Below are 20767 nucleotides of genomic sequence, written 5' to 3' on the forward strand. Positions count from 1 at the left end.
CCCGACAGGCTCGCCCGAGATAGAGACGGATGCAGATTATGCACAGGCTAAAGCACGGCCTACTTCAGGCCGCCGGTTGGCTGTTTTACCTCAGTTTATTGATGGGCCTGGCCTTGATGCTGCCCACGTCCACATTCGACTCCGAGTCGAAGGACTTTATTTTCCTGATTGGCGCCGTGGGTATCTGGCGCTACTCGATGGGTGCAACGCACTTTGTGCGCGGCATGATTTTTCTCTACATCGTTTACCCGCACCTGCGCCGCAAAGTGCGCAAGCTGGGTAAAGCGGCGGACCCGTCGCATGTGTTTCTGATGGTCACCAGTTTCCGTATCGACGCGCTCACCACCGCGCAGGTCTACAGCTCGGTGATCCGCGAAGCTATCGACTGCGAACTGCCGACCACCGTGGTCTGCTCGATCGTCGAAATGTCCGATGAGCTGCTGGTCAAGGCGCTGTGGGCGCGGATGAATCCGCCAGACCGGGTGAAGCTCGACTTCGTGCGCATTCCCGGCACCGGCAAGCGTGATGGCCTGGCCTACGGTTTCCGCGCGATCTCCCGTCACCTGCCGGACGACCGCGCCGTGGTGGCCGTGATCGACGGTGACACCGTGCTCGGTGAAGGCACCGTGCGCAAGACCGTGCCGTGGTTCCAGCTGTTCGGCAATGTCGGCGGCCTGACCACCAACGAATTCTGCGAAGTGCGCGGCGGCTACATCATGAGCGAATGGCACAAGCTGCGTTTCGCCCAGCGTCACATCAACATGTGCTCGATGGCCCTGTCCAAGCGCGTGCTGACCATGACCGGGCGTATGTCGGTGTTCCGCGCCACCGTGGTGACCGACCCGGAATTCATCGCTGACGTCGAAAGCGACTCGCTGCAACACTGGCGCCTGGGGCGTTTCAAGTTCCTCACCGGTGACGACAAATCGAGCTGGTTCAGCCTGATGCGCCTGGGTTACGACACCTTTTACGTGCCGGACGCCGCGATCAACACCGTTGAACACCCGCCGGAAAAGAGCTTCATCAAGGCCAGCCGCAAACTGATGTTCCGCTGGTACGGCAACAACCTGCGCCAGAACTCGCGAGCGCTGGGCCTGGGTGTGAAACGCCTCGGCGCCTTCACTTCGGTGGTGCTGTTCGACCAGCGCGTATCGATGTGGACCTCGCTGCTGGGCCTGACCGTGGCGATCATCGCCAGCTTCAAGTACGGCGGCGCGTTCATCCTCGCCTACCTGCTGTGGATCGGTATCACCCGCCTGATTCTGACCTTGCTGCTGTCGTGCTCCGGTCACCGGATCGGCCCGGCCTATCCCGTGATTCTGTATTACAACCAGATCGTCGGTGCGCTGGTGAAGATCTACGTGTTCTTCCGCCTCGACCAGCAATCCTGGACGCGCCAACCCACTTCCCTGACCCGTGATCTCGCCAGCTTTCAACGTTGGTTCAACACCTGGTCGTCTCGGACCATGACCTTCTCCGCCGGCAGCATTTTCGTCGCCGTGCTGCTGATGATGGTCTGACCTGCCCCTATTGAATTAACAAGGAAATCGCCCCCATGAATACCGCCGTCAACGCCAACGTAGTGCATGAATCCGAAGCCCAGCGTCAGCACGCCCGAGTGAAAATCCCGGCCAAACTGCGCTTCTTCGGCCCGGACCGGACGCCGGTCGAGGCGCGGGTCCTGGACCTGTCCGCCGGTGGTCTGGCGTTCAACGCCGGACAACTGCCGCTCAAGACCGGCGACGTGTACAAGGCACGCCTGCAATTCGTGATCGACAACCTCGGCCTGGCCATGGACGTCGAACTGCAAGTGCGCTCCTATGATCGCCAGAGCGGCCGCGCCGGTTGCCAGTTCCAGAACCTGGAACCACAGGACATCTCGACCTTGCGTCACCTGATCACTTCGCACCTGGCCGGCGACATCGTCAGCATGGGTGAAGTGCTGGCGACCCTGCAGCGCGACAACTTCACCAAGGCGCGCAAGGTCAAGGACGGCGGCAGCGGCATGACCCCGTTCGGGCGTCTGAAAGCCGTGACTTTCAGCGCCGGCATTTTCGCCATCGGTCTGGTCGCGTTCGGTTTCGTCTTCAAGTCGGTGTACGGCATGTACTTCGTCAGCCATGCGCAAGCCGGTCTGGTCAGCGTGCCGGGGATGAACATCACCATGCCGCGTGACGGCACCGTGCAGAGCCTGGTCAAGTCCGACGGCGTGGCCGCCAAAGGCGCGCCGCTGGCGACCTTCAGCACCAGCATGCTCGACGTGCTCAAGGGCCATCTGGACGAAGACCAGTTGCAACCGGCCAAGGTGGAAGAACTGTTCGGCAAGCAAATGACCGGCACCCTGACCTCGCCGTGCGATTGCACCGTGGCCCAGCAACTGGTGGCTGACGGTCAGTACGCAAGCAAGGGCGACGTGATATTCACCCTGGTACCGCGCAATACACAGGCCACCGTCGATGCACGCTTCTCCTATCGCCAGTTCGGCGACGTGCGCCCGGGTACGCCAGTAAGCTTCCAGATCGCCGGCGAAGACCAGACCCGCACCGGCAAGATCGTCAGCAGCACCAGCCTGAAAAGCGCCGACCTGTCCTCCGACATCCGCGTGCAGATCCAGCCGGACGAGCCGCTGGACAGCAGCTTCGCCGGCCGTCCGGTAGAAGTGAACAGCGACCGTGGCCCGAACCTGAACTGGCTGATCGACAAAGCCATGGCTGCCGGTCTTTAAGTCGAGGACATGCCTGTGACTATCATCAGTCTCCTGAGAACACCGCGATCCCTGTGGGAGCTGGCTTGCCAGCGATTGGATCAACGCGGTCTGTCTGACACACCGAGCCGCCTGAATCGCTGGCAAGCCAGCTCCCACAAAGGTCATATGGTGTGCTCGCTGGCGCTGGCGGTGAGTCTGGCCGGTTGCGCCGGCCTGCCCGACCAACGCCTGGCCAACGAAGCGCTCAAGCGTGGCGACACCGCCACCGCCGCGCAGAACTACCGCGCACTGGCCGATCTGGGTTACAGCGAGGCGCAAGTCGGTCTCGCCGATATCCAGGTCGACAGCCGCGACCCCGAGCAGATCAAACAGGCCGAAGCGACCTACCGCGCCGCCGCCGACGTGTCGCCACGGGCTCAGGCCCGTCTCGGTCGCCTGCTGGTGGCCAAACCGGGCTCCACCGAAGCCGAGCACCACGAAGCCGAAAGTCTGCTGAAAAAAGCCGCCGCCAATGGCGAAGGCAACACGCTGATCCCGCTGGCGATGCTGTACCTGCAATTCCCGCACAGCTTCCCGAACATCAACGCGCAGCAGCAGATCGATCAGTGGCGCAAATCCGGCTACCCGGAAGCGGGTCTGGCGCAAGTGCTGCTGTATCGCACCCAAGGCACTTACGACCAGCATCTGGATGACGTGGAAAAGATCTGCAAGGCCGCGCTCAACACCACCGACATCTGCTACGTCGAACTGGCCACGGTCTATCAGAAACGCGCCCAGCCGGAGCAACAGGCCGCGCTGCTCAAGCAGATGCAGGCCGGTTACAGCCGCGGCACGGTCAGCGCGCAGCGCGTCGATTCGGTGGCCCGCGTGCTGGCCGATTCGACCCTCGGCAAAACCGACGAGAAGACCGCGCAGTCGCTGCTCGAACCGATCGCACCGGGCTACCCGGCGTCGTGGGTGACCCTCGCGCAACTGCTCTACGACTTCCCGGAACTGGGCGACGTCGATCAGATGATGAAGTACCTGGACAACGGCCGCGCCGCCGACCAGCCGCGCGCCGAACTGTTGCTGGGCAAGCTCTACTACGAAGGCAAACTGGTGCCGGCCGACGCGAAAGTCGCCGAAGAACACTTCCAGAAAGCCGTCGGCCGCGAAGTCGCCGCCGACTACTACCTCGGCCAGATTTATCGCCGTGGTTACCTGGGCAAGGTCTATCCGCAGAAGGCTCTCGACCACCTGCTGACCGCTGCGCGCAATGGCCAGAACAGCGCCGATTTCGCCATCGCCCAACTGTTTTCCCAAGGCAAGGGTACCAAGCCCGATCCGCTCAACGCCTATGTATTCAGCCAATTGGCCAAGGCGCAGAACACCCCGCAAGCCGATGAACTGGCGACCACCCTCGCAGCGCAATTGCCGCCCGAGCGTCTGGCCGAAGCCCAGCGCCTGCTGCAACAGGAACAGGCCAGCCGTGGCGCCCTGAACCAGAACACGCTGCAACTGCACGCCCTGCAAGAAGAAGACGGCGAGGAATCCCTATGAAGTTGAATCCCTTTGTGAAGGCCGGCATTGGCCTCACGTTCGCGCTGATCTGGTCTTGCCCGACACTGGCCGCGATCACGGAAACCAAGAACTTCGGTCTGGAAGTGAAAATCACCGGCCAGTCCGAAGACGACCGCGACCTCGGCACCGCCAGCGGTGGCGACGTCAACGGTGTGGGCCTGGACCTGCGTCCATGGATCTACGGCGAAAGCGGCGCGTGGAGCGCCTACGCCATGGGTCAGGCCGTGACCTCGACCGACATCATCGAGACCGACACCCTGCAGCAGTCCGACGGTGAACAAACCACCGACAACAGTGATCGCAAAACCAAGAAAAACTACCTGGCGATGCGCGAGTTCTGGGTCGGCTACAGCGGCCTGACGCCGTACCCCGGCGAGATGCTCAAGTTCGGTCGCCAGCGTCTGCGCAATGACGACGGCCAATGGCGCGACACCAACATCGAAGCGCTGAACTGGACCTTCGACACCACCCTGTTGCGCGCCAATGTCGGTGTTGCCGAACGCTTCAGCGAATACCGCACTGACCTCAAAGAGCTGGCGCCGAAAGACAAGGATCGCCTGCACGCCTACGCCGATGCCGCCTACCAGTGGACACCGGGTAACTGGGTCGGCATTCGCGGTCATCACACCCACGACAACGGCAAGCTCGATTACGCCGAACCGGGCGTGCCCCGCGACACCCTCGACAAAACCCAGAACGGCGACATCAGCTGGCTCGGTCTGACCGCCGACAGCGACGCCTACAACTGGCGCAACACCAACACCGTCAACTACTGGGGCAGCATCACTGGCATGAGCGGCGACCTCGATTCGGTCAACCCGCTGAACGCCGATGGCAGCCGTCCGGCGCAAGCCAAGCGCAGTGATGACATCAACGGCTGGGCCACCGACCTTGGCGTGCGTCTGCGCCTCGATCCGCAATGGCAGGTCGGTGCGGCCTACGCCCGCGCCAGCGCCGATTACCAGCAGAACGGTCTGGAAAGCAACCGCTCCAACTACACCGGTACCCGCTCGCGCGTGCACCGTTTCGGCGAAGCGTTCCGCGGCGAAATGAACAACATGCAGACCGCCACCCTGTTCGGTTCGTGGATGCTCAACGACCAGTACGACGCCAGCGTGATTTACCACAAGTTCTGGCGCGTGGACGGCAACAAGCCGGTGGGCAGCAACGGCATCAACGCCGTGGAAAACAACACTGACGACGTCACCGGCGCGATCCTCTCCAGCACCTCGCTGCCGCTGCAGGATGGCAACAAGGACCTGGGTCAGGAAATGGACCTGGTGGTGACCAAGTACTTCAAGCAAGGCTTGCTGCCGGCGGCGTTGAGCCAGTCGATCGACGAGCCGTCGGCGCTGGTGCGTTTCCGTGGCGGTGTGTTCAAGCCGGGTGATGCCTATGGCAGCCAGGTCGATTCGTACATGCACCGCGCGTTCATCGACGTGATCTGGCGCTTCTGATGCAAACCGCCAAGGGAGTGCCCGACATGCACCACGCAAGGAAAGGCTCGCTCAGCCTGTTGGCCGGCGCCATGCTGCTGGCCTCCGCTGGCGCGTTCGCCACGGTGGAACCGGCCGTGCCTCAACAGGGCAAGCCGGTGACCACCGCCAAAGAGCTGCAACAAGCCAAGACCTACACCGTCAGCAGCGCGCCGACCGAGGCGCTGGAACTGGCCAAGCCGAAACTGCCCGACCTGTCCGGCTTCACCGCCGAGGCTGCCGCTGCGAAGATCAACCGCAGCAAACCGGGCAAGATCAGCGTGCGCCGGATGATGCAGGAAGACGCCCTGAAGGACTTCATCGGCGGCGACAACAAGATGGCTGAATGGGTGGTGCGTCAGCACGGTATCCCGCAGGCGATCTTCGTCGACGACGGTTACCTGAACCTCAAGGACCTGGCGCAGAAGCTGCCCAAGCAGTACTTCAGCGAGACCTCGCCGGGCGTGTACCTGGCGAAGCTGCCGATCGTGGTGGGCCGTAAAGGCATCCTCGAAATCGACGGCCAGACCCAGGAATTGCGCCTGTCGCAAGAGGCTGGTTCGTTCCTGGTCAACGACGGTCAGCTGTTCGTGCGTGACACCAAAGTCACTGGCTGGCGCGAGAAGGACAACGGCCCGGCGACCTTCCGTTCGCCGAAGGAATTCCGTCCGTTCCTGCTGGCCTGGGGCGGCACCGAGACCTACATCGTCAACAGCAAGATGGCCAGTTTCGGTTACGCCAACAGTAAGTCGTACGGGGTGAGTATTTCCCAGTACACGCCGAACATGGCCAAGGTCCTCAAGCGTCCAGAGCCGACCGGCTGGATCGTCGGCTCCGAGTTCTCCGACATGTGGTACGGCTTCTACTGCTACGAGACCCGCGACTTCGTGGTCAAGGGCAACACCTACAAGGACAACATCGTCTACGGCATCGACCCGCACGACCGTTCCCACGGTCTGATCATTGCCGAGAACACCGTCCACGGTACGAAGAAGAAGCACGGCATCATCATTTCCCGTGAAGTGAACGACAGCTTCATCTTCAACAACAAGAGCTACGACAACCACCTCTCGGGCCTGGTGATCGACCGTAACAGCGTCAACAACATCATCGCCTACAACGAGATCTACAAGAACCACACGGACGGCATCACCCTCTACGAGTCCGCCGACAACCTGCTGTGGGGCAACAAGGTCATCAGCAACAAGCGCCACGGCATCCGCATTCGTAACAGCGTGAACATCCGCCTCTACGAAAACGTCGCCATGGCCAACGGGCTGACCGGCGTCTACGGCCACATCAAGGACCTGACCGACACCGACCGAGACATCAAGCTCGACCCGTTCGACGCCCAGGTCTCGCTGATCGTGGTTGGCGGTGAACTGGCGGCCAACGGCAGCGGCCCGATGGCCATCGACTCGCCGTTGAGCGTCGAGCTGTATCGCGTATCGATGCTGGCGCCGACCAAATCCAGCGGCATCAGCTTCAACGGCATCCTCGGTGAGCGCCAGGATGAAATTCTCGACCTGCTGGTACGCCAGCAGAAAGCCGTACTGATCGACCCTGTCGAACGCCAGACCGAACTGCGGGACTGAGGATAATTTTATGCACCCACACTTGATCAAATTACTCAGCCTGTCGGCCCTGACCGTGGGCATTCTGGCGGCCAGCAATGCTGCCCGCGCCGATGAAGCGGCGGGCGCCACCGCACCAAAATTCAGCGCCGAACCGTGCTGCAACCTGTGCCCGGCCGCGCACGACGCGAAGAACTACACCACGCGTTATCAGCAGAACTTCACCACCCTGGTGCAGGCGCAGGGCGACTGGCTGTTCCGTACCCAGGAAGATCTGCGCACCGAGTTCAACACCACCCCGGCCGGCTACAAACGCCTGCAACAGCTGCACGATGCGTTCAAGGCCAAAGGCGTCGAACTGGTGATCGTCTATCAGCCGACCCGTGGTTTGGTGAACCGCAACAAGCTCAACCCGCAGGAAAAAGCCGCGTTCGATTACGAGAAAGCGCTGGGCAACTACAAGACCATGCTCGGCCGTTTCGCCAAGATGGGTTACGTGGTACCGGACCTGTCGCCGCTGACCAACGAATCGCTGCCGGACACCCTGCCCGCCCACGATTTCTACTTCCGTGGCGACCAGCACTGGACGCCATACGGTGCTCAGCGCACAGCGAAAATCGTCGCCGAGAAGGTCAAGCAGATCCCGGCCTTCGCCGACATTCCCAAGCGTGAATTCGAGACCAAGCGCACCGGGCGCATGGGCAAGACCGGCACCCTGCACAACATGGCCGGGCAACTGTGCGGCACCAGTTACGCGATCCAGTACATGGACCAGTTCACCACCGAGCCAAAAGGCGAGGCCGGTGACGGCGACCTGTTCGGTGATTCCGGCAACCCGCAAATCACCCTCGTGGGCACCTCGCACAGCGGCAAGAACTACAACTTCGCCGGCTTCCTCGAAGAGGCAATCGGCGCCGACATCCTCAACGTCGCCTTCCCCGGCGGTGGTCTCGAAGGTTCGATGCTGCAGTACCTCGGTAGCGACGAATTCCAGAAGACCCCGCCGAAGATTCTGATCTGGGAATTCTCGCCGCTGTACCGTCTCGACCAGGAGACCATCTACCGCCAGATGATGTCGCTGCTCGACAACGGCTGCGAAGGCAAAGACGCGCAAATGTCCGCCAGCACCACGCTCAAGCCTGGCGGCAAACAGGAACTGCTGGTCAACAGCAAGAACCTGAACCTGCAGAACAGCAGCCATCAGGTCGACATCCGCTTCGCCGACACCTCGGTGAAAACCCTGCAAGCCACCCTCTGGTACATGAACGGTCGCCACGAGGACATCAAGATCGAGAAACCGGAAACCTCCGACACCGACGGTCGTTTCGCCTTTGAGCTGCGCACGGACGAAGACTGGGCCTCGCAAAATCTGCTGGCAGTCGAAGTCCAGGGCCCGGAAGCGGGTACTGCGCCGCAAAAAGTCGAAGCGAAAATCTGCAAACGCAACGTATTCCCGGGCGCTGGGCCACAAACCGCTCAGCTCGGGCAATGAGGTCTGCTATGCGAAATCGAACGATCAAACACCTGCTTGCGCCATCCCTGCTGACCCTGGCGATGTTCGCCGGGGCCACTCAGGCCGCCGCGCCACTGCGCCCGCCGCAGGGCTACTTCGCCCCGGTGGATAAATTCAAGTCCGGCGACAAGAGCGAAGGCTGCGATGCGATGCCGGCGCCGTACACCGGACCGCTGCAATTTCGCAGCAAATACGAAGGCTCGGACAAGGCCCGCGCGACCCTGAACGTGCAGTCGGAAAAAGCCTTCCGCGACACCACCAAGGACATCACCACGCTGGAGCGCGGCACCGCCAAACGCGTCATGCAGTTCATGCGCGACGGTCGTCCGGAGCAGCTCGACTGCACGCTCAACTGGTTGACCGCGTGGGCCAAGGCCGATGCGTTGATGTCGAAAGACTTCAACCACACCGGCAAGTCGATGCGCAAATGGGCGCTGGGCAGCATGGCCTCGTCGTACATTCGCCTGAAGTTCTCCGACTCGCATCCGCTGGCCACGCATCAGCAAGAAGCGCAGCAGATCGAGGCGTGGTTCAGCAAGATGGCCGATCAGGTGGTCAGCGACTGGGACAACCTGCCGCTGGAAAAAACCAACAACCACTCGTACTGGGCCGCGTGGTCGGTGATGGCGACCTCGATCGCCACCAACCGTCGCGACCTGTTTGATTGGGCGGTCAAGGAATACAAGGTCGGGGTCAATCAAGTCGATGCCGACGGCTTCCTGCCCAACGAACTCAAGCGTCAGCAACGCGCCCTCGCCTATCACAACTACGCCCTGCCGCCACTGGCGATGATCGCCAGCTTCGCCCAGGTCAACGGTGTCGATCTGCGTCAGGAAAACAACAGCGCGCTCAAGCGTCTGGGTGACCGGGTGCTGGCCGGGGTGAAAGACCCGGATCAGTTCGAGAATAAGAACGGCAAAGAGCAGGACATGACCGACCTGAAAGAGGACATGAAATTCGCCTGGCTCGAACCGTTCTGCACCCTCTACACCTGCCCGGCGGATGTGATCGAGAAGAAGCACGGCATGCAACCGTTCAAGACCTTCCGCCTCGGCGGCGACCTGACCAAGGTCTACGACCCGTCCCACGAGAAGGGCTAAAAGCCCCTCACCCTAACCCTCTCCCGGAGGGAGAGGGGACTGACCGAGGTGTTTTTGAGAAATCCGCCGACCTGATACATCGAGTCGATCTCAGGTGTTGAAAAACAATCGAGATCAGGCTGCACAGAAATACCGAGTCGATCTCGATATTGGCAGCGCCAGAGATCAGGCTCCCTCTCCCTCCGGGAGAGGGCGGGGGGTGAGGGAAAGATTTCAAGTCCCTCCGCAACCCTGAAAGAAACACGCATCACCCCTCCAATAGCACGGGGGGTTTGGGGGGGCTTTGGCCCTTGACTGTTGGTTCAAACATGGAGAGATCGGGATGGTATTTTCATCCAACGTGTTCCTGTTTCTGTTCTTGCCGATCTTTCTCGGCTTGTACTACTTGAGCGGGCAACGCTATCGCAACCTGTTGCTGCTGATCGCCAGCTACGTGTTCTACGCGTGGTGGCGGGTGGACTTCCTGGCGTTGTTCGCCGGCGTCACCCTGTGGAACTACTGGATCGGCCTGAAAGTCGGTGCCGCCGGCGTGCGTACCAAACCGGCGCAGCGCTGGCTGCTGCTCGGCGTCGCGGTCGACCTGTGCATCCTCGGCTACTTCAAGTACGCCAACTTCGGCGTGGACAGCATCAACGCGATCATGACCTCGTTCGGTCTGGAGCCGTTCATCCTGACCCACGTGCTGCTGCCGATCGGTATCTCGTTCTATATCTTCGAGTCGATCAGCTACATCATCGACGTGTACCGCGGCGATACCCCGGCCACGCGCAACCTGATCGACTTCGCGGCGTTCGTGGCGATCTTCCCGCACCTGATTGCCGGCCCGGTCCTGCGCTTTCGCGACCTCGCCGACCAGTTCAACAACCGCACCCACACCCTCGACAAGTTCTCCGAAGGCTGCACGCGGTTCATGCAGGGTTTCATCAAGAAGGTCTTCATCGCCGACACCCTCGCGGTGGTCGCCGACCATTGCTTCGCCCTGCAAAACCCGACCACCGGGGATGCCTGGCTGGGCGCACTGGCGTACACCGCGCAGCTGTATTTCGACTTCTCCGGTTACAGCGACATGGCCATCGGTCTGGGCCTGATGATGGGTTTCCGCTTCATGGAAAACTTCAAGCAGCCGTACATCAGCCAGTCGATCACCGAGTTCTGGCGTCGCTGGCACATCAGCCTGTCGACCTGGCTGCGTGACTACCTGTACATCACCCTCGGCGGTAACCGCAAAGGCACGCTGATGACCTACCGCAACCTGTTCCTGACCATGCTGCTGGGTGGTCTGTGGCACGGCGCGAACATCACTTACATCGTCTGGGGCGCCTGGCACGGCATGTGGCTGGCGATCGAAAAAATGCTCGGCATCAACACCTCGCCGCGCAGCCTCAACCCGATCCGCTGGGCGCTGACCTTCCTGCTGGTGGTGATGGGCTGGGTGATCTTCCGTGCCGAAAACCTGCACGTCGCCGGGCGCATGTACGGCGCGATGTTTAGCTTCAGCGACTGGTCGCTGTCAGAACTCAACCGCGCCAGCCTCACCGGTCTGCAAGTGGCAACGCTGGTGGTGGCGTACGCAACGCTGGCGTTCTTCGGCCTGCGTGATCTGTACACCAATCAGCCTCCGGTGAAGAGCAAACCTGAAGTCAACGTCGAGGCCAACGGCCCTGCCACCGCGACCCCGGGCATGATCAAAGCCGCGCCTGGCGAAAACCCGGCGAACATCCATGAGCCTGGCTACACCGTCGGCGTCGAAGCCCAGGTGCAACCGGCGTACTGGACGGCGGACTGGTCGCGCTACGTGATGCGCGGGCTGATCCTGCTGTTGTTCATCGCCTCGATTCTCAAACTCTCGGCGCAAAGCTTCTCGCCGTTCCTTTACTTCCAGTTCTGAGGGATCTGACATGACCCGCTCATTACGCATCTTCTACATCGCGCTGTTTCTGCTGACCCTGCTGGTGCTCGGTCTGTGGTCGGTGCGCAGCTTCTTCGGCTTCAACACCAATGCCGACGCGACGGTGCTCAACGGTCGCTGGACCAAAGCCGTGGAAACCCACTACGACGATCAGTTTCCGATCAAGCGACTGGGCACCAACCTCTGGGCGGCGCTGGATTTCAAACTGTTCAACGAAGGGCGTCCGGGCGTAGTGCTTGGTCGCGATCAGTGGCTGTACAGCGACGAGGAATTTAACCCGATCGTCAACGAAGAGCTGAACCTGCAAGGCAACTACGCGCTGGTCGAAGGCGTGCGTCAGACCCTGAAAGAGAAAGGCGTGAAACTGGTGATGGCGATCGTGCCGGCCAAGGTGCGCCTGTACCCGGAACACCTGGGTGAAGTGAAACCGGCGAGCATTCACGCCAACCTTTATCAGGACTTCCACGCCCGTGTCGCGGCGGACAAGATCCTCGCCCCGGACCTGCTCGGCCCGCTGCAACAGGCCAAGCAAAACGGTCAGCAAGTGTTCCTGCGCACCGACACCCACTGGACCCCGGAAGGCGCCGAGATTGCGGCCAACACCCTGGCCAAGACCATCGCCGACAAGTTCCCGCTCAGCGGCGAGCCGCAGCGCTTTGTCACCACGCCAGCGGAAAGGGTCACGCACAAGGGCGACCTGCGTCTGTTCCTGCCGCTGGATCCGCTGTTCGAAAACCTGATGCCGGCGCAAGAGCCGCTGCAAAAGCGCAACACCGTGGCCGCCGAGCAACCGGCCGGTGACGACGCGCTGTTCGCCAGCAACGAAGTCCCGGTCGCACTGATCGGCACCAGCTACAGCGCCAACCCCAACTGGAACTTCGTCGGGGCGCTGAAACAAGCGCTGCACAGCGACGTCGTGAATTACGCCGAGGACGGCCACGGCCCGATCCTGCCGATGCTCAGCTACCTGAAAAGCGATGACTTCAAGAACAGCCCGCCGCAGGTGCTGATCTGGGAGTTTCCTGAACGATATCTGCCTGTGAACAACGAAATCGGCGACGCCGACCCGCAGTGGGTCGCAGAGCTCAAACAAGCCGGTGCTCGCCAACAAAACGTAGCCATCAACACTAAATCCGAGACGCCCGATCGGGCGCAAAACTGAAAGAGAGGTAACACCATGACTTTCACTACTACTCCTCGTCGTCTCGCCAAACGCTTCGCACTGGTTGCAGGCCTCAGCGTGCTTTCCGTCCAGGCTTTCGCCGGTGGCGACGCCGCGCTGTACGGCCCGACCGCACCGAAAGGCTCGACCTTCGTGCGGGTCTACAACGCCAGCAACGCCGAAGTCAGCGCCACCGTCGGCAGCACCAACCTGAGCGACGTTGCGCCACTGGCCAGCAGCGACTTCAGCTTCATGCCGGGCGGCGACTACAGCGCCAAAGTCGGCAGCCAGACCCTGCCGGTCAAACTGGCCGGTGACCACTACTACACCCTGGTCAACAACGCGTCCGGCGCACCGCAACTGATCGAAGAACCGCCGTTCAAGAACAAGCAGAAATCCCTGGTGCGCGTGCAGAACCTCAGCGACAAGCCGCTGACCCTGAAGACCGCCGACGGCAAGACCGAGGTGGTGCCGAACGTGGCTGCCAAGGGCCGTGGCGAACGTGAAATCAACCCGGTGAAAGTCAGCCTGGCGCTGTACGAAGGCGACAAGAAAGTCGGCGACGTGAAACCGGTCGCGCTGGAGCGTGGTGAAGCCGCGGTGCTGTACGTCACCGGCTCCGGCAGCAGCCTGTCGCCAGTCTGGGTAAAACGCCCGGTGTCGACGCGCTAACACATTTCATGAACTGACCCGGCCTCCTGTGGGAGCTGGCTTGCCAGCGATGCAGACACCTCGGTTCTGCAGATACACCGAGGTGATGCCATCGCTGGCAAGCCAGGCTCCCACAGGGACCGAGGCAAGAGTTCGGATACGAGACAACAACAAGAGTGAAACGACACAACGTTCGTGCCTCTAACCAATCGATTTTTATGGAGTAAACAACATGATTCCGGTGATCTTGTCAGGTGGTAGCGGTTCACGTCTTTGGCCGCTTTCGCGTAAGCAATTTCCTAAACAATTCCTGGCCCTGACCGGTGAACACACGCTGTTCCAGCAAACCCTGGAGCGCCTGGTGTTCGAAGGTATGGACACGCCGATCGTGGTCTGCAACAAGGATCACCGCTTCATTGTCAACGAACAGTTGGCCAACCGTAATCTCGAATGCCAGCGCATCCTCATGGAACCGTTTGGCCGCAACACCGCGCCGGCGGTAGCGCTGACCGCGATGATGCTGGTCAATGAAGGGCGTGACGAACTGATGCTGGTGCTGCCGGCCGACCACGTGCTGGAAGACCAGAAAGCCCTGCAACGCGCCCTGGCCCTGGCCACCGTCGCCGCCGAAAACGGCGAGATGGTGCTGTTCGGCGTGCCGGCGACCAAACCGGAAACCGGCTACGGCTACATCAAATCCACCGGCGACTCGCTGCTGCCCGAAGGCGTCAGCCGCGTTTCGCACTTCGTCGAGAAACCTGACGTCAAACGCGCCACCGAATACGTCGAATCCGGCGGCTACTACTGGAACAGCGGCATGTTCCTGTTCCGCGCCAGCCGCTTCCTCGAAGAGCTGAAAAAGCACGATCCGGACATCTACGACACCTGCCTGCTGACCCTCGAGCGCAGCCAGCAGGACGCCGACACCATCACCTTCGACGAAGCCACCTTCGCCTGCTGCCCGGACAACTCCATCGACTACTCCGTCATGGAAAAAACCCAACGCGCCTGCGTGGTGCCGCTGACCGCCGGCTGGAGCGATGTCGGTTGCTGGTCGTCGCTGTGGGAAGTCAACGAGAAGGATGCCAACGGCAACGTCAGCAAAGGCGACGTGGTGATCCAGGACAGCAAGAACTGCATGATCCACGGCAACGGCAAACTGGTGTCGGTGATCGGCCTGGAAAACATCGTCGTGGTCGAAACCAAAGACGCGATGATGATCGCCCACAAGGACAAGGTTCAGGGCGTCAAGCAGATGGTCAACACCCTCAACGAGCAGGGCCGCAGCGAAACCCAGAACCACTGCGAGGTCTACCGTCCGTGGGGCTCGTATGACTCGGTGGACATGGGTGGCCGCTTCCAGGTCAAGCACATCTCGGTGAAGCCGGGCGCGTGCCTGTCGTTGCAGATGCACCACCACCGCGCCGAACACTGGATCGTGGTCAGCGGCACCGCCGAAGTGACCTGCGATGACAACGTGTTCCTGCTCTGCGAGAACCAGTCGACCTACATCCCGATCGCTTCGGTGCATCGCCTGCGCAACCCGGGCAAGATCCCGCTGGAAATCATCGAAGTGCAGTCGGGTTCGTACCTGGGTGAAGACGATATCGAACGATTCGAAGATATCTACGGTCGCTCCACCCCGATCGAACGCGGCGTGTCGGTGAAAACCATCGCGCAGTGATCTCCCGGCAATAAGAAGCCCCCGTCCAGCCCGCTGCGTCCCCTATCCGCATTGGGTTGGGCGGGGGCTTTTTTTAGAAGCAAAAGATCGCAGCCTGCGGCAGCTCCTACAGGGAAAACGCGTTCCAACTGTAGGAGCTGCCGCAGGCTGCGATCTTTTGACTTTACCCTGCCCATCGCCAACCTCACCTACGCTTAGGTAGGATGCCCCTCTATTCCTGCGAGGTTGTGCGACATGTTCATCGGCGTCTTGCTGGTCATTACCTGGCTGATCCTGTTGCTGCGCTATCCGGCCAAGGCTGTGCCGGTATCTGTCGCGGCTGCCATTGGTTTGGGATTGGTCGCGGTCTGGGTGGTGTGGCTGGACAACCGCGAGCTCAAGCAACTGGCGCGTCTGGAGATGCGCATTGTCTATGCGCCTGAACAATGCCCGGCGGATCGTCCGCTGCAACTGAAAATGAAAAACGGCAACGACGTGCCGCTGACCGAATTACGCTGGCGCATTGCAGCCTACGCGCCCGGCGACACGGTCAATCTGGCCGACAACCAATACACCGCCCCGCGCTATCGCGGCCCCGGCGAACTGCAGGCCGGTGGCGACTGGGAAGACTGCCTGCCGCTGCCTCCGCTGCGCCCCGGTTATCGCCCACAAACCCTGGAGTTTCGCGCCGAGCGTTTGCAGGGCAGTTTCTCCGACTGATCCTTCTCCCCAGCTTTTTTTGCACAAGGAATGCGCCATGCCCGTTGCGTTGATTACCGGTTGCTCCAGCGGCATTGGCCGCGCCCTCGCCGATGCATTCAAAGCCGCCGGCTACGAAGTCTGGGCCACTGCGCGCAAAACCGAAGATGTCGCGGCCCTCACCGCTGCCGGGTTCACCGCCATTGCGCTGGACGTCAATGACAACGTGGCGCTGGAACAGCTCGCCGAACGCCTCAACCAGCAACACGGCGGCCTCGATGTGCTGATCAACAACGCCGGTTATGGCGCCATGGGGCCGCTGCTCGACGGCGGCGTGCCGGCCATGCAGCGCCAGTTCGAAACCAACGTGTTCTCGATTGTCGGCGTGACTCGCGCACTGTTCCCGGTACTGCGCCGGGCCAAGGGCCTGGTGGTGAACATCGGCAGTGTCTCAGGGGTACTGGTCACGCCGTTCGCCGGCGCCTACTGCGCCTCGAAAGCCGCGGTGCATGCGCTGAGCGATGCGCTGCGCATGGAGCTGGCGCCGTTCGGTATCCGCGTGATGGAGGTCCAGCCTGGGGCGATTCAGTCGAGCTTCGCCAAGAATGCCGGGCATGAAGCGGAGCAACTGATCAACGAGCAATCACCGTGGTTTCCGTTGCGTGAGGGGATTCGTGCGCGGGCCAAGGCCTCGCAGGACAAGCCGACCCCGGCCAGTGAGTTTGCGGCTGAGTTGCTCAAGGCTGTGCAACAAAGCACACCGCCACGACTGATCCGCCTGGGTAATGGCAGCCGGGCGTTGCCGTTGCTGGCGATGGTGTTGCCCAAGGGGTTGCTGGAGTCGACGTTGATGCGGCGGTTCGGGTTGCGCGCAAAGCTCTGAGACCGGGTTGACGCTTTCGCGAGCAGGCTCGCTCCCACAGGAGAATGCATTCCTAATGTGGGAGCGAGCCTGCTCGCGAAGGGGCCAGATCAGCCAACACTCAGCCCCAGCCCTTCATGAAATCAATGAACGCCCGCACCTTCAGCGGCAAATGCCGGGTATCCGGGTACAGCGCATACACCCCCTGCTGAGCAAAACGGTAATCGGCCAACAACCGCACCAATCGCCCCGCCTGCAGATCATCCTGAATCAGCCACTGCGGCAGAATCGCCACGCCTTGCCCGGTCAACGCAAACGCTCGCAGCGTCGCCGAGTTGTCAGCGACGATGGCGGTAGTCCCCGGTTTGGGCTGGTAAACATGCTCGGTACCCGCCGGGTCGGTGACGGTCATTTCCGGGACGCGGCCATGGCCCAGCGTCGGCATCGACTCCAGCGTCGCCAGCGTGGCGACCGGCGCGAAGCGCTGGACCAGTTGCGGCGCCGCCACTGCAAATACTTCGAACGTCGACAACTGCACCGCGCGCAGACTGGAGTCGTGCATCCGGCCCAGGCGAATCGCCAGGTCAAAGCGTTCGGAGATCAGATCGGCGTGGGTCGAGGACGTCGACAAATGAATGTTCAGTTGCGGCTGTTGCTGACGAAACACCTCCAGCGCCGGCACCACCTGAGCCAAGGCGAATTCCACGGTGGTGGTGATGCGCAACGTGCCCTTGAGTTGCGCATGCTCGGAGCGCGCCTCCTCGATCGCCAATCGTGCTTCGTCGAGGGTGCGCAGACAGCGGCGATAAAAGCGCTCGCCGGCATCGGTCAGGGCCAGTTGCCGGGTGTTGCGCGTGAGCAGCGTGACTCCCAATTCCTCTTCCAGGCGCTTGAGGTTGAAGCTCACCACGGCGCGGGTCTGGCCCAAGGTATCGGCGGCGGCCGTCAGTGACCCGGCCTCGACCACGGCTTTGAAGGTGTCAAAACGGTCCAGGCTGACCATCTCCGGCGCACTTCCTGTCAAAATAATTTTGACAAACTAGCAGGCAAACCCGCGTTTTCCTAACGTCCGAACCGCCCTACCCTGCACGCCTCATCACAGGGAAGCTGCCATGGCCTATCGCTCGAAAGTCGCGCTGGTGTATTTGTCCGGGTTCGCCCTCGACCTGCTGAACATGTTCGCCGCGAGCATTGCCTATCCGGACATCGCCCGGGAATTACAGGCATCGGTGACGCAATTGGCGTGGATCACCAACGCCTACATGCTCGGGCTGACGCTGATCATTCCGCTGAGCGTGTGGCTGGCGGCGCGGGTTGGCGAGCGCCGGCTGATTCTCGGTTCGCTGCTGCTGTTCGGCATCGCCTCGGGCCTGGTGGCCCAGGCCGGATCGATTGAAAGCCTGATCGGCTGGCGACTGCTGCAAGGGCTCGGCGGCGGATTGTTGCTGCCGATCGGGCAGGCCCTGGCGTATCGGCAATTCCCGGCGGCGCAGCGGGCACACCTCACTGGTGTGGTGTTGCTGGTCGCGCTGTTGGTGCCAGCCCTCTCGCCGGCGGCGGGCGGCCTGATCGTCGAGGCCTTGTCATGGCGCTGGATTTTCTACCTGAACATGCCGCTGGCGCTGCTCGTGTTCGCATTGGGTCTGTTGTGGTTGCAAGCGGATCAACCCACCACCGAGCGTCCGACGCTGGACGTACGCGGCCTGCTGCTGGCGGTGGCAACCCTGAGTCTGTTGTTGATGGCCGTGAGTCTGGCGAGCGCGCCCACGACCCGACATCTTGCGGGCGGCGTGCTGTTGATCGGCGCCATCACCTTATGGCTATACCTGCGTGATGGCTGGCACAAACCCGACGCGGTGCTCGACCTGCAACTACTCAAGAGTCCGTCGTTGCGCCTGGCAATGCTGATTTATCTGTTTGTGCCCGGGGTGTTTACCGGCACCAACATGATTGCCGTGTTGTACCTGCATGACCTCGGCTTCGGCGCCGCGCAAACCGGTGCGCTGATGCTGTCCTGGGCTGCTGCCTCGGGCGTGGCGATCATGCTCGGCAAACGCAGTTTCAACCGCATCGGCCCCAAACCGTTGCTGATCGCCGGAATGCTTTTGCAATGTCTGGGCATTGTCTTGTTGATGCGCATCGAGCAGCCCACCGCCGCGCCGTTGATCATCGCCTATGCCTTGATGGGACTGGGCGGCAGCCTGTGCAGCGTAACCGCGCAGACCCTGGCATTTGTCGGCATCGCGCCGGAAAAAATGGCCCACTCCAGCGCGCTGTGGAACATCAATCGCCAGCTCGGTTTCTGTCTTGGCGCCGCGCTGCTCAGTTCGCTGTTGGGCGCATTGGGCGGCGACGGTTTCCGCTACTGCTTTCTCGCCGCCGCTGTGCTGACGCTGTTGCCAATGGTCCCGGTGCTGCGTTTCGATGCGAGCAAAGTGCTCGCCCTTCTGAGCCCACCTTCCCTTCAGGAAAAATCCACATGATTGACTACAACGAATATTTTGATGAAGTGATCCAGGCCCACCTGGTCATCGAACGCTGGTTTGCCGTGGAGCAGGATTCGGCGGAACTGGCGCGTTTGCTGAGCCGGTTCTCCACGGATTTTTCCATGGTCACGCCGCTGGGCCGGGTGCTGGATCTCGAAGCCTTGCGCGGGCTGTTTCAGCCAGCAGGCGGGAAGAAGCCCGGGTTCCGGATCGAGCTCAGTGAGCTGCGCGGGATTGCCCTGCATGCGCATGGCGCGACGTTGAGTTATCGCGAGAAGCAGAGCGATGCGAGCGGGTTGCACACCGATCGCCGGTCTACGGTGGTGTTTGAAAAGAGCGAAGACGGGCGGGTGTTGTGGCGGCATTTGCAGGAGACGTCTTGCCAAGGCTGATGGAATCCCATTGTGGCGAGGGAGCTTGCTCCCGCTCGGCTGCGTAGCAGTCGCCAAACCTGCCTACGCGGTGTGCCTGACCTCACTGGCGAGCAGGTTTTGGGGCTACTTCGCAGCCCAGCGGGAGCAAGCTCCCTCGCCACAGGGTTACTCGACAGCGTCCTGCTTCACCACCACCGTGCAAGTAATCCCCGCCGCCAGCAACACTCCCTCCGGCACTTCATCGATGTGAATGCGCACCGGTACCCGCTGTGCCAGGCGCACCCAGTTGAACGTCGGGTTCACGTCGGCGATCAGCTCGCGGCTTTCCGGGTTGTCGCGGTCGTAGATGCCGCGGGAAATGCTCTCCACGTGGCCCTTCAACACTTCGCCGCTCATCAGTTGCATGTCGGCTTTGTCACCCACGCGCACATGCGGCAGCTTGGTCTCTTCGAAGAAGCCGTAGACCCAGAACGAGTTCATGTCGACCACGGCCATTTTCGCTTCGCCAATGCGCGCGTAGTCGCCGCGATGCACGTTGAGGTTGGTCACGTAACCGTCCACCGCCGCGCGCACTTCGGTGCGTTTGAGGTTGAGTTCGGCGGCTTCCAGTTGCGCTTGCGCGTGTTGGTAATCGGCCAGCGCGGCGTCGGCGATGTTGCTGGCGTCGTCGCGGTTTTCCTTGGAGATCACCAGGTTGTCGAGGTCGGCGCGGCGATGCGCGTTGACCTTGCGCATCTCCCATGTCGACTTGCGTGAAGCGACCAGCGACTGCGCCTGCTTGACCGCAATGCGGTAGTGCTCGGGGTCGATCTGCATCAACAGGTCGCCCTTCTTCACCAACTGGTTGTCGCGCACCGGCACATCGATGACTTCACCGGTGACGTCGGCCGCGACGTTGATGATGTCCGCCCGCACCCGGCCGTCGCGGGTCCACGGGGTGTTCATGTAATGCTCCCACAGGGTCCGGCCAATCCACAGTGCCAGGGCCAACACCAGCAGGGTCGCGAGCAGGCTGAAAAACTTTTTCATCAG

17 protein-coding genes are annotated in these 20767 nt (G+C 61.6%); 15 read left to right on the forward strand and 2 right to left on the reverse strand.

The features are described 5' to 3' along the window. Window positions 1–38 precede the first annotated feature (38 nt). From alg8 to OC71_RS04470, 13 genes are all read left to right on the forward strand, one after another. The gene (alg8, locus tag OC71_RS04410) at window positions 39–1520 is read left to right on the forward strand and encodes a glycosyltransferase family 2 protein (RefSeq protein ID WP_217436834.1); all 1482 of its coding nucleotides are present in this window, start codon (window positions 39–41) and stop codon (window positions 1518–1520) included. A 35-nt stretch (window positions 1521–1555) separates the two neighbouring features. Further along, window positions 1556–2725, forward strand: coding sequence for an alginate biosynthesis protein Alg44 (locus OC71_RS04415; protein WP_041064824.1), 1170 nt, complete (start codon window positions 1556–1558; stop codon window positions 2723–2725). Window positions 2726–2734: 9 nt separating this feature from the next. Next, window positions 2735–4246 (forward strand): alginate biosynthesis TPR repeat lipoprotein AlgK, encoded by a 1512-nt coding sequence (gene algK / locus OC71_RS04420; protein ID WP_177327903.1) that lies wholly within the window; start codon window positions 2735–2737, stop codon window positions 4244–4246. Continuing rightward, complete coding sequence (locus OC71_RS04425; protein ID WP_041064826.1) at window positions 4243–5724, forward strand: alginate export family protein; 1482 nt, start codon at window positions 4243–4245, stop codon at window positions 5722–5724. Before algK ends, OC71_RS04425 begins: the two co-directional genes overlap by 4 nt. 26 nt (window positions 5725–5750) lie before the next feature. Continuing rightward, window positions 5751–7337: a mannuronan 5-epimerase AlgG gene (algG, locus tag OC71_RS04430; protein WP_041064886.1), complete on the forward strand. Its 1587-nt coding sequence runs from the start codon at window positions 5751–5753 to the stop codon at window positions 7335–7337. 10 nt (window positions 7338–7347) lie between these two features. Then, window positions 7348–8808 (forward strand): alginate O-acetyltransferase, encoded by a 1461-nt coding sequence (locus OC71_RS04435; protein ID WP_041064828.1) that lies wholly within the window; start codon window positions 7348–7350, stop codon window positions 8806–8808. An 8-nt stretch (window positions 8809–8816) separates the two neighbouring features. Beyond that, on the forward strand, window positions 8817–9929 hold the full coding sequence (locus OC71_RS04440; RefSeq protein WP_041064830.1) for a mannuronate-specific alginate lyase: 1113 nt from the start codon (window positions 8817–8819) through the stop codon (window positions 9927–9929). Between the two features lie 322 nt (window positions 9930–10251). Then, a complete protein-coding gene (locus OC71_RS04445) occupies window positions 10252–11817 on the forward strand; it encodes an MBOAT family protein (protein ID WP_041064833.1) in 1566 nt (521 codons plus the stop codon). Window positions 11818–11827: 10 nt separating this feature from the next. Further along, complete coding sequence (locus tag OC71_RS04450; RefSeq protein WP_041064836.1) at window positions 11828–13000, forward strand: alginate O-acetyltransferase; 1173 nt, start codon at window positions 11828–11830, stop codon at window positions 12998–13000. 15 nt (window positions 13001–13015) lie between these two features. Beyond that, window positions 13016–13672, forward strand: a complete 657-nt coding sequence (locus tag OC71_RS04455; RefSeq protein WP_041064839.1) for an alginate O-acetyltransferase AlgF — start codon at window positions 13016–13018, stop codon at window positions 13670–13672. A 211-nt stretch (window positions 13673–13883) separates the two neighbouring features. Continuing rightward, complete coding sequence (locus OC71_RS04460) at window positions 13884–15335, forward strand: mannose-1-phosphate guanylyltransferase/mannose-6-phosphate isomerase (RefSeq protein ID WP_041064843.1); 1452 nt, start codon at window positions 13884–13886, stop codon at window positions 15333–15335. Between the two features lie 234 nt (window positions 15336–15569). Then, the gene (locus tag OC71_RS04465) at window positions 15570–16034 is read left to right on the forward strand and encodes a hypothetical protein (RefSeq protein ID WP_041064846.1); all 465 of its coding nucleotides are present in this window, start codon (window positions 15570–15572) and stop codon (window positions 16032–16034) included. Between the two features lie 37 nt (window positions 16035–16071). Then, window positions 16072–16896 (forward strand): SDR family oxidoreductase, encoded by an 825-nt coding sequence (locus OC71_RS04470; RefSeq protein WP_041064850.1) that lies wholly within the window; start codon window positions 16072–16074, stop codon window positions 16894–16896. A gap of 100 nt (window positions 16897–16996) precedes the next feature. Here OC71_RS04470 and OC71_RS04475 read toward each other — a convergent pair whose 3' ends face one another. Continuing rightward, a complete protein-coding gene (locus tag OC71_RS04475) occupies window positions 16997–17878 on the reverse strand; it encodes a LysR family transcriptional regulator (RefSeq protein ID WP_041064853.1) in 882 nt (293 codons plus the stop codon). 109 nt (window positions 17879–17987) lie between these two features. Between OC71_RS04475 and OC71_RS04480 the strand changes: the two genes are divergently transcribed. Together OC71_RS04480 and OC71_RS04485 are read left to right on the forward strand one after the other, a co-directional pair. Beyond that, complete coding sequence (locus OC71_RS04480) at window positions 17988–19358, forward strand: MFS transporter (protein ID WP_041064856.1); 1371 nt, start codon at window positions 17988–17990, stop codon at window positions 19356–19358. Then, window positions 19355–19753, forward strand: coding sequence for a DUF4440 domain-containing protein (locus tag OC71_RS04485; RefSeq protein ID WP_041064859.1), 399 nt, complete (start codon window positions 19355–19357; stop codon window positions 19751–19753). Before OC71_RS04480 ends, OC71_RS04485 begins: the two co-directional genes overlap by 4 nt. Before the next feature lie 147 nt (window positions 19754–19900). On the opposite strand, the gene OC71_RS04490 is transcribed toward OC71_RS04485, so the two are convergent. Next, the gene (locus OC71_RS04490) at window positions 19901–20764 is read right to left on the reverse strand and encodes an HlyD family secretion protein (protein ID WP_041064862.1); all 864 of its coding nucleotides are present in this window, start codon (window positions 20762–20764) and stop codon (window positions 19901–19903) included. Window positions 20765–20767 lie beyond the last annotated feature (3 nt).

It is taken from the genome of Pseudomonas sp. W15Feb9B (assembly GCF_000828175.1).
GTDB lineage: Bacteria > Pseudomonadota > Gammaproteobacteria > Pseudomonadales > Pseudomonadaceae > Aquipseudomonas > Aquipseudomonas parakoreensis.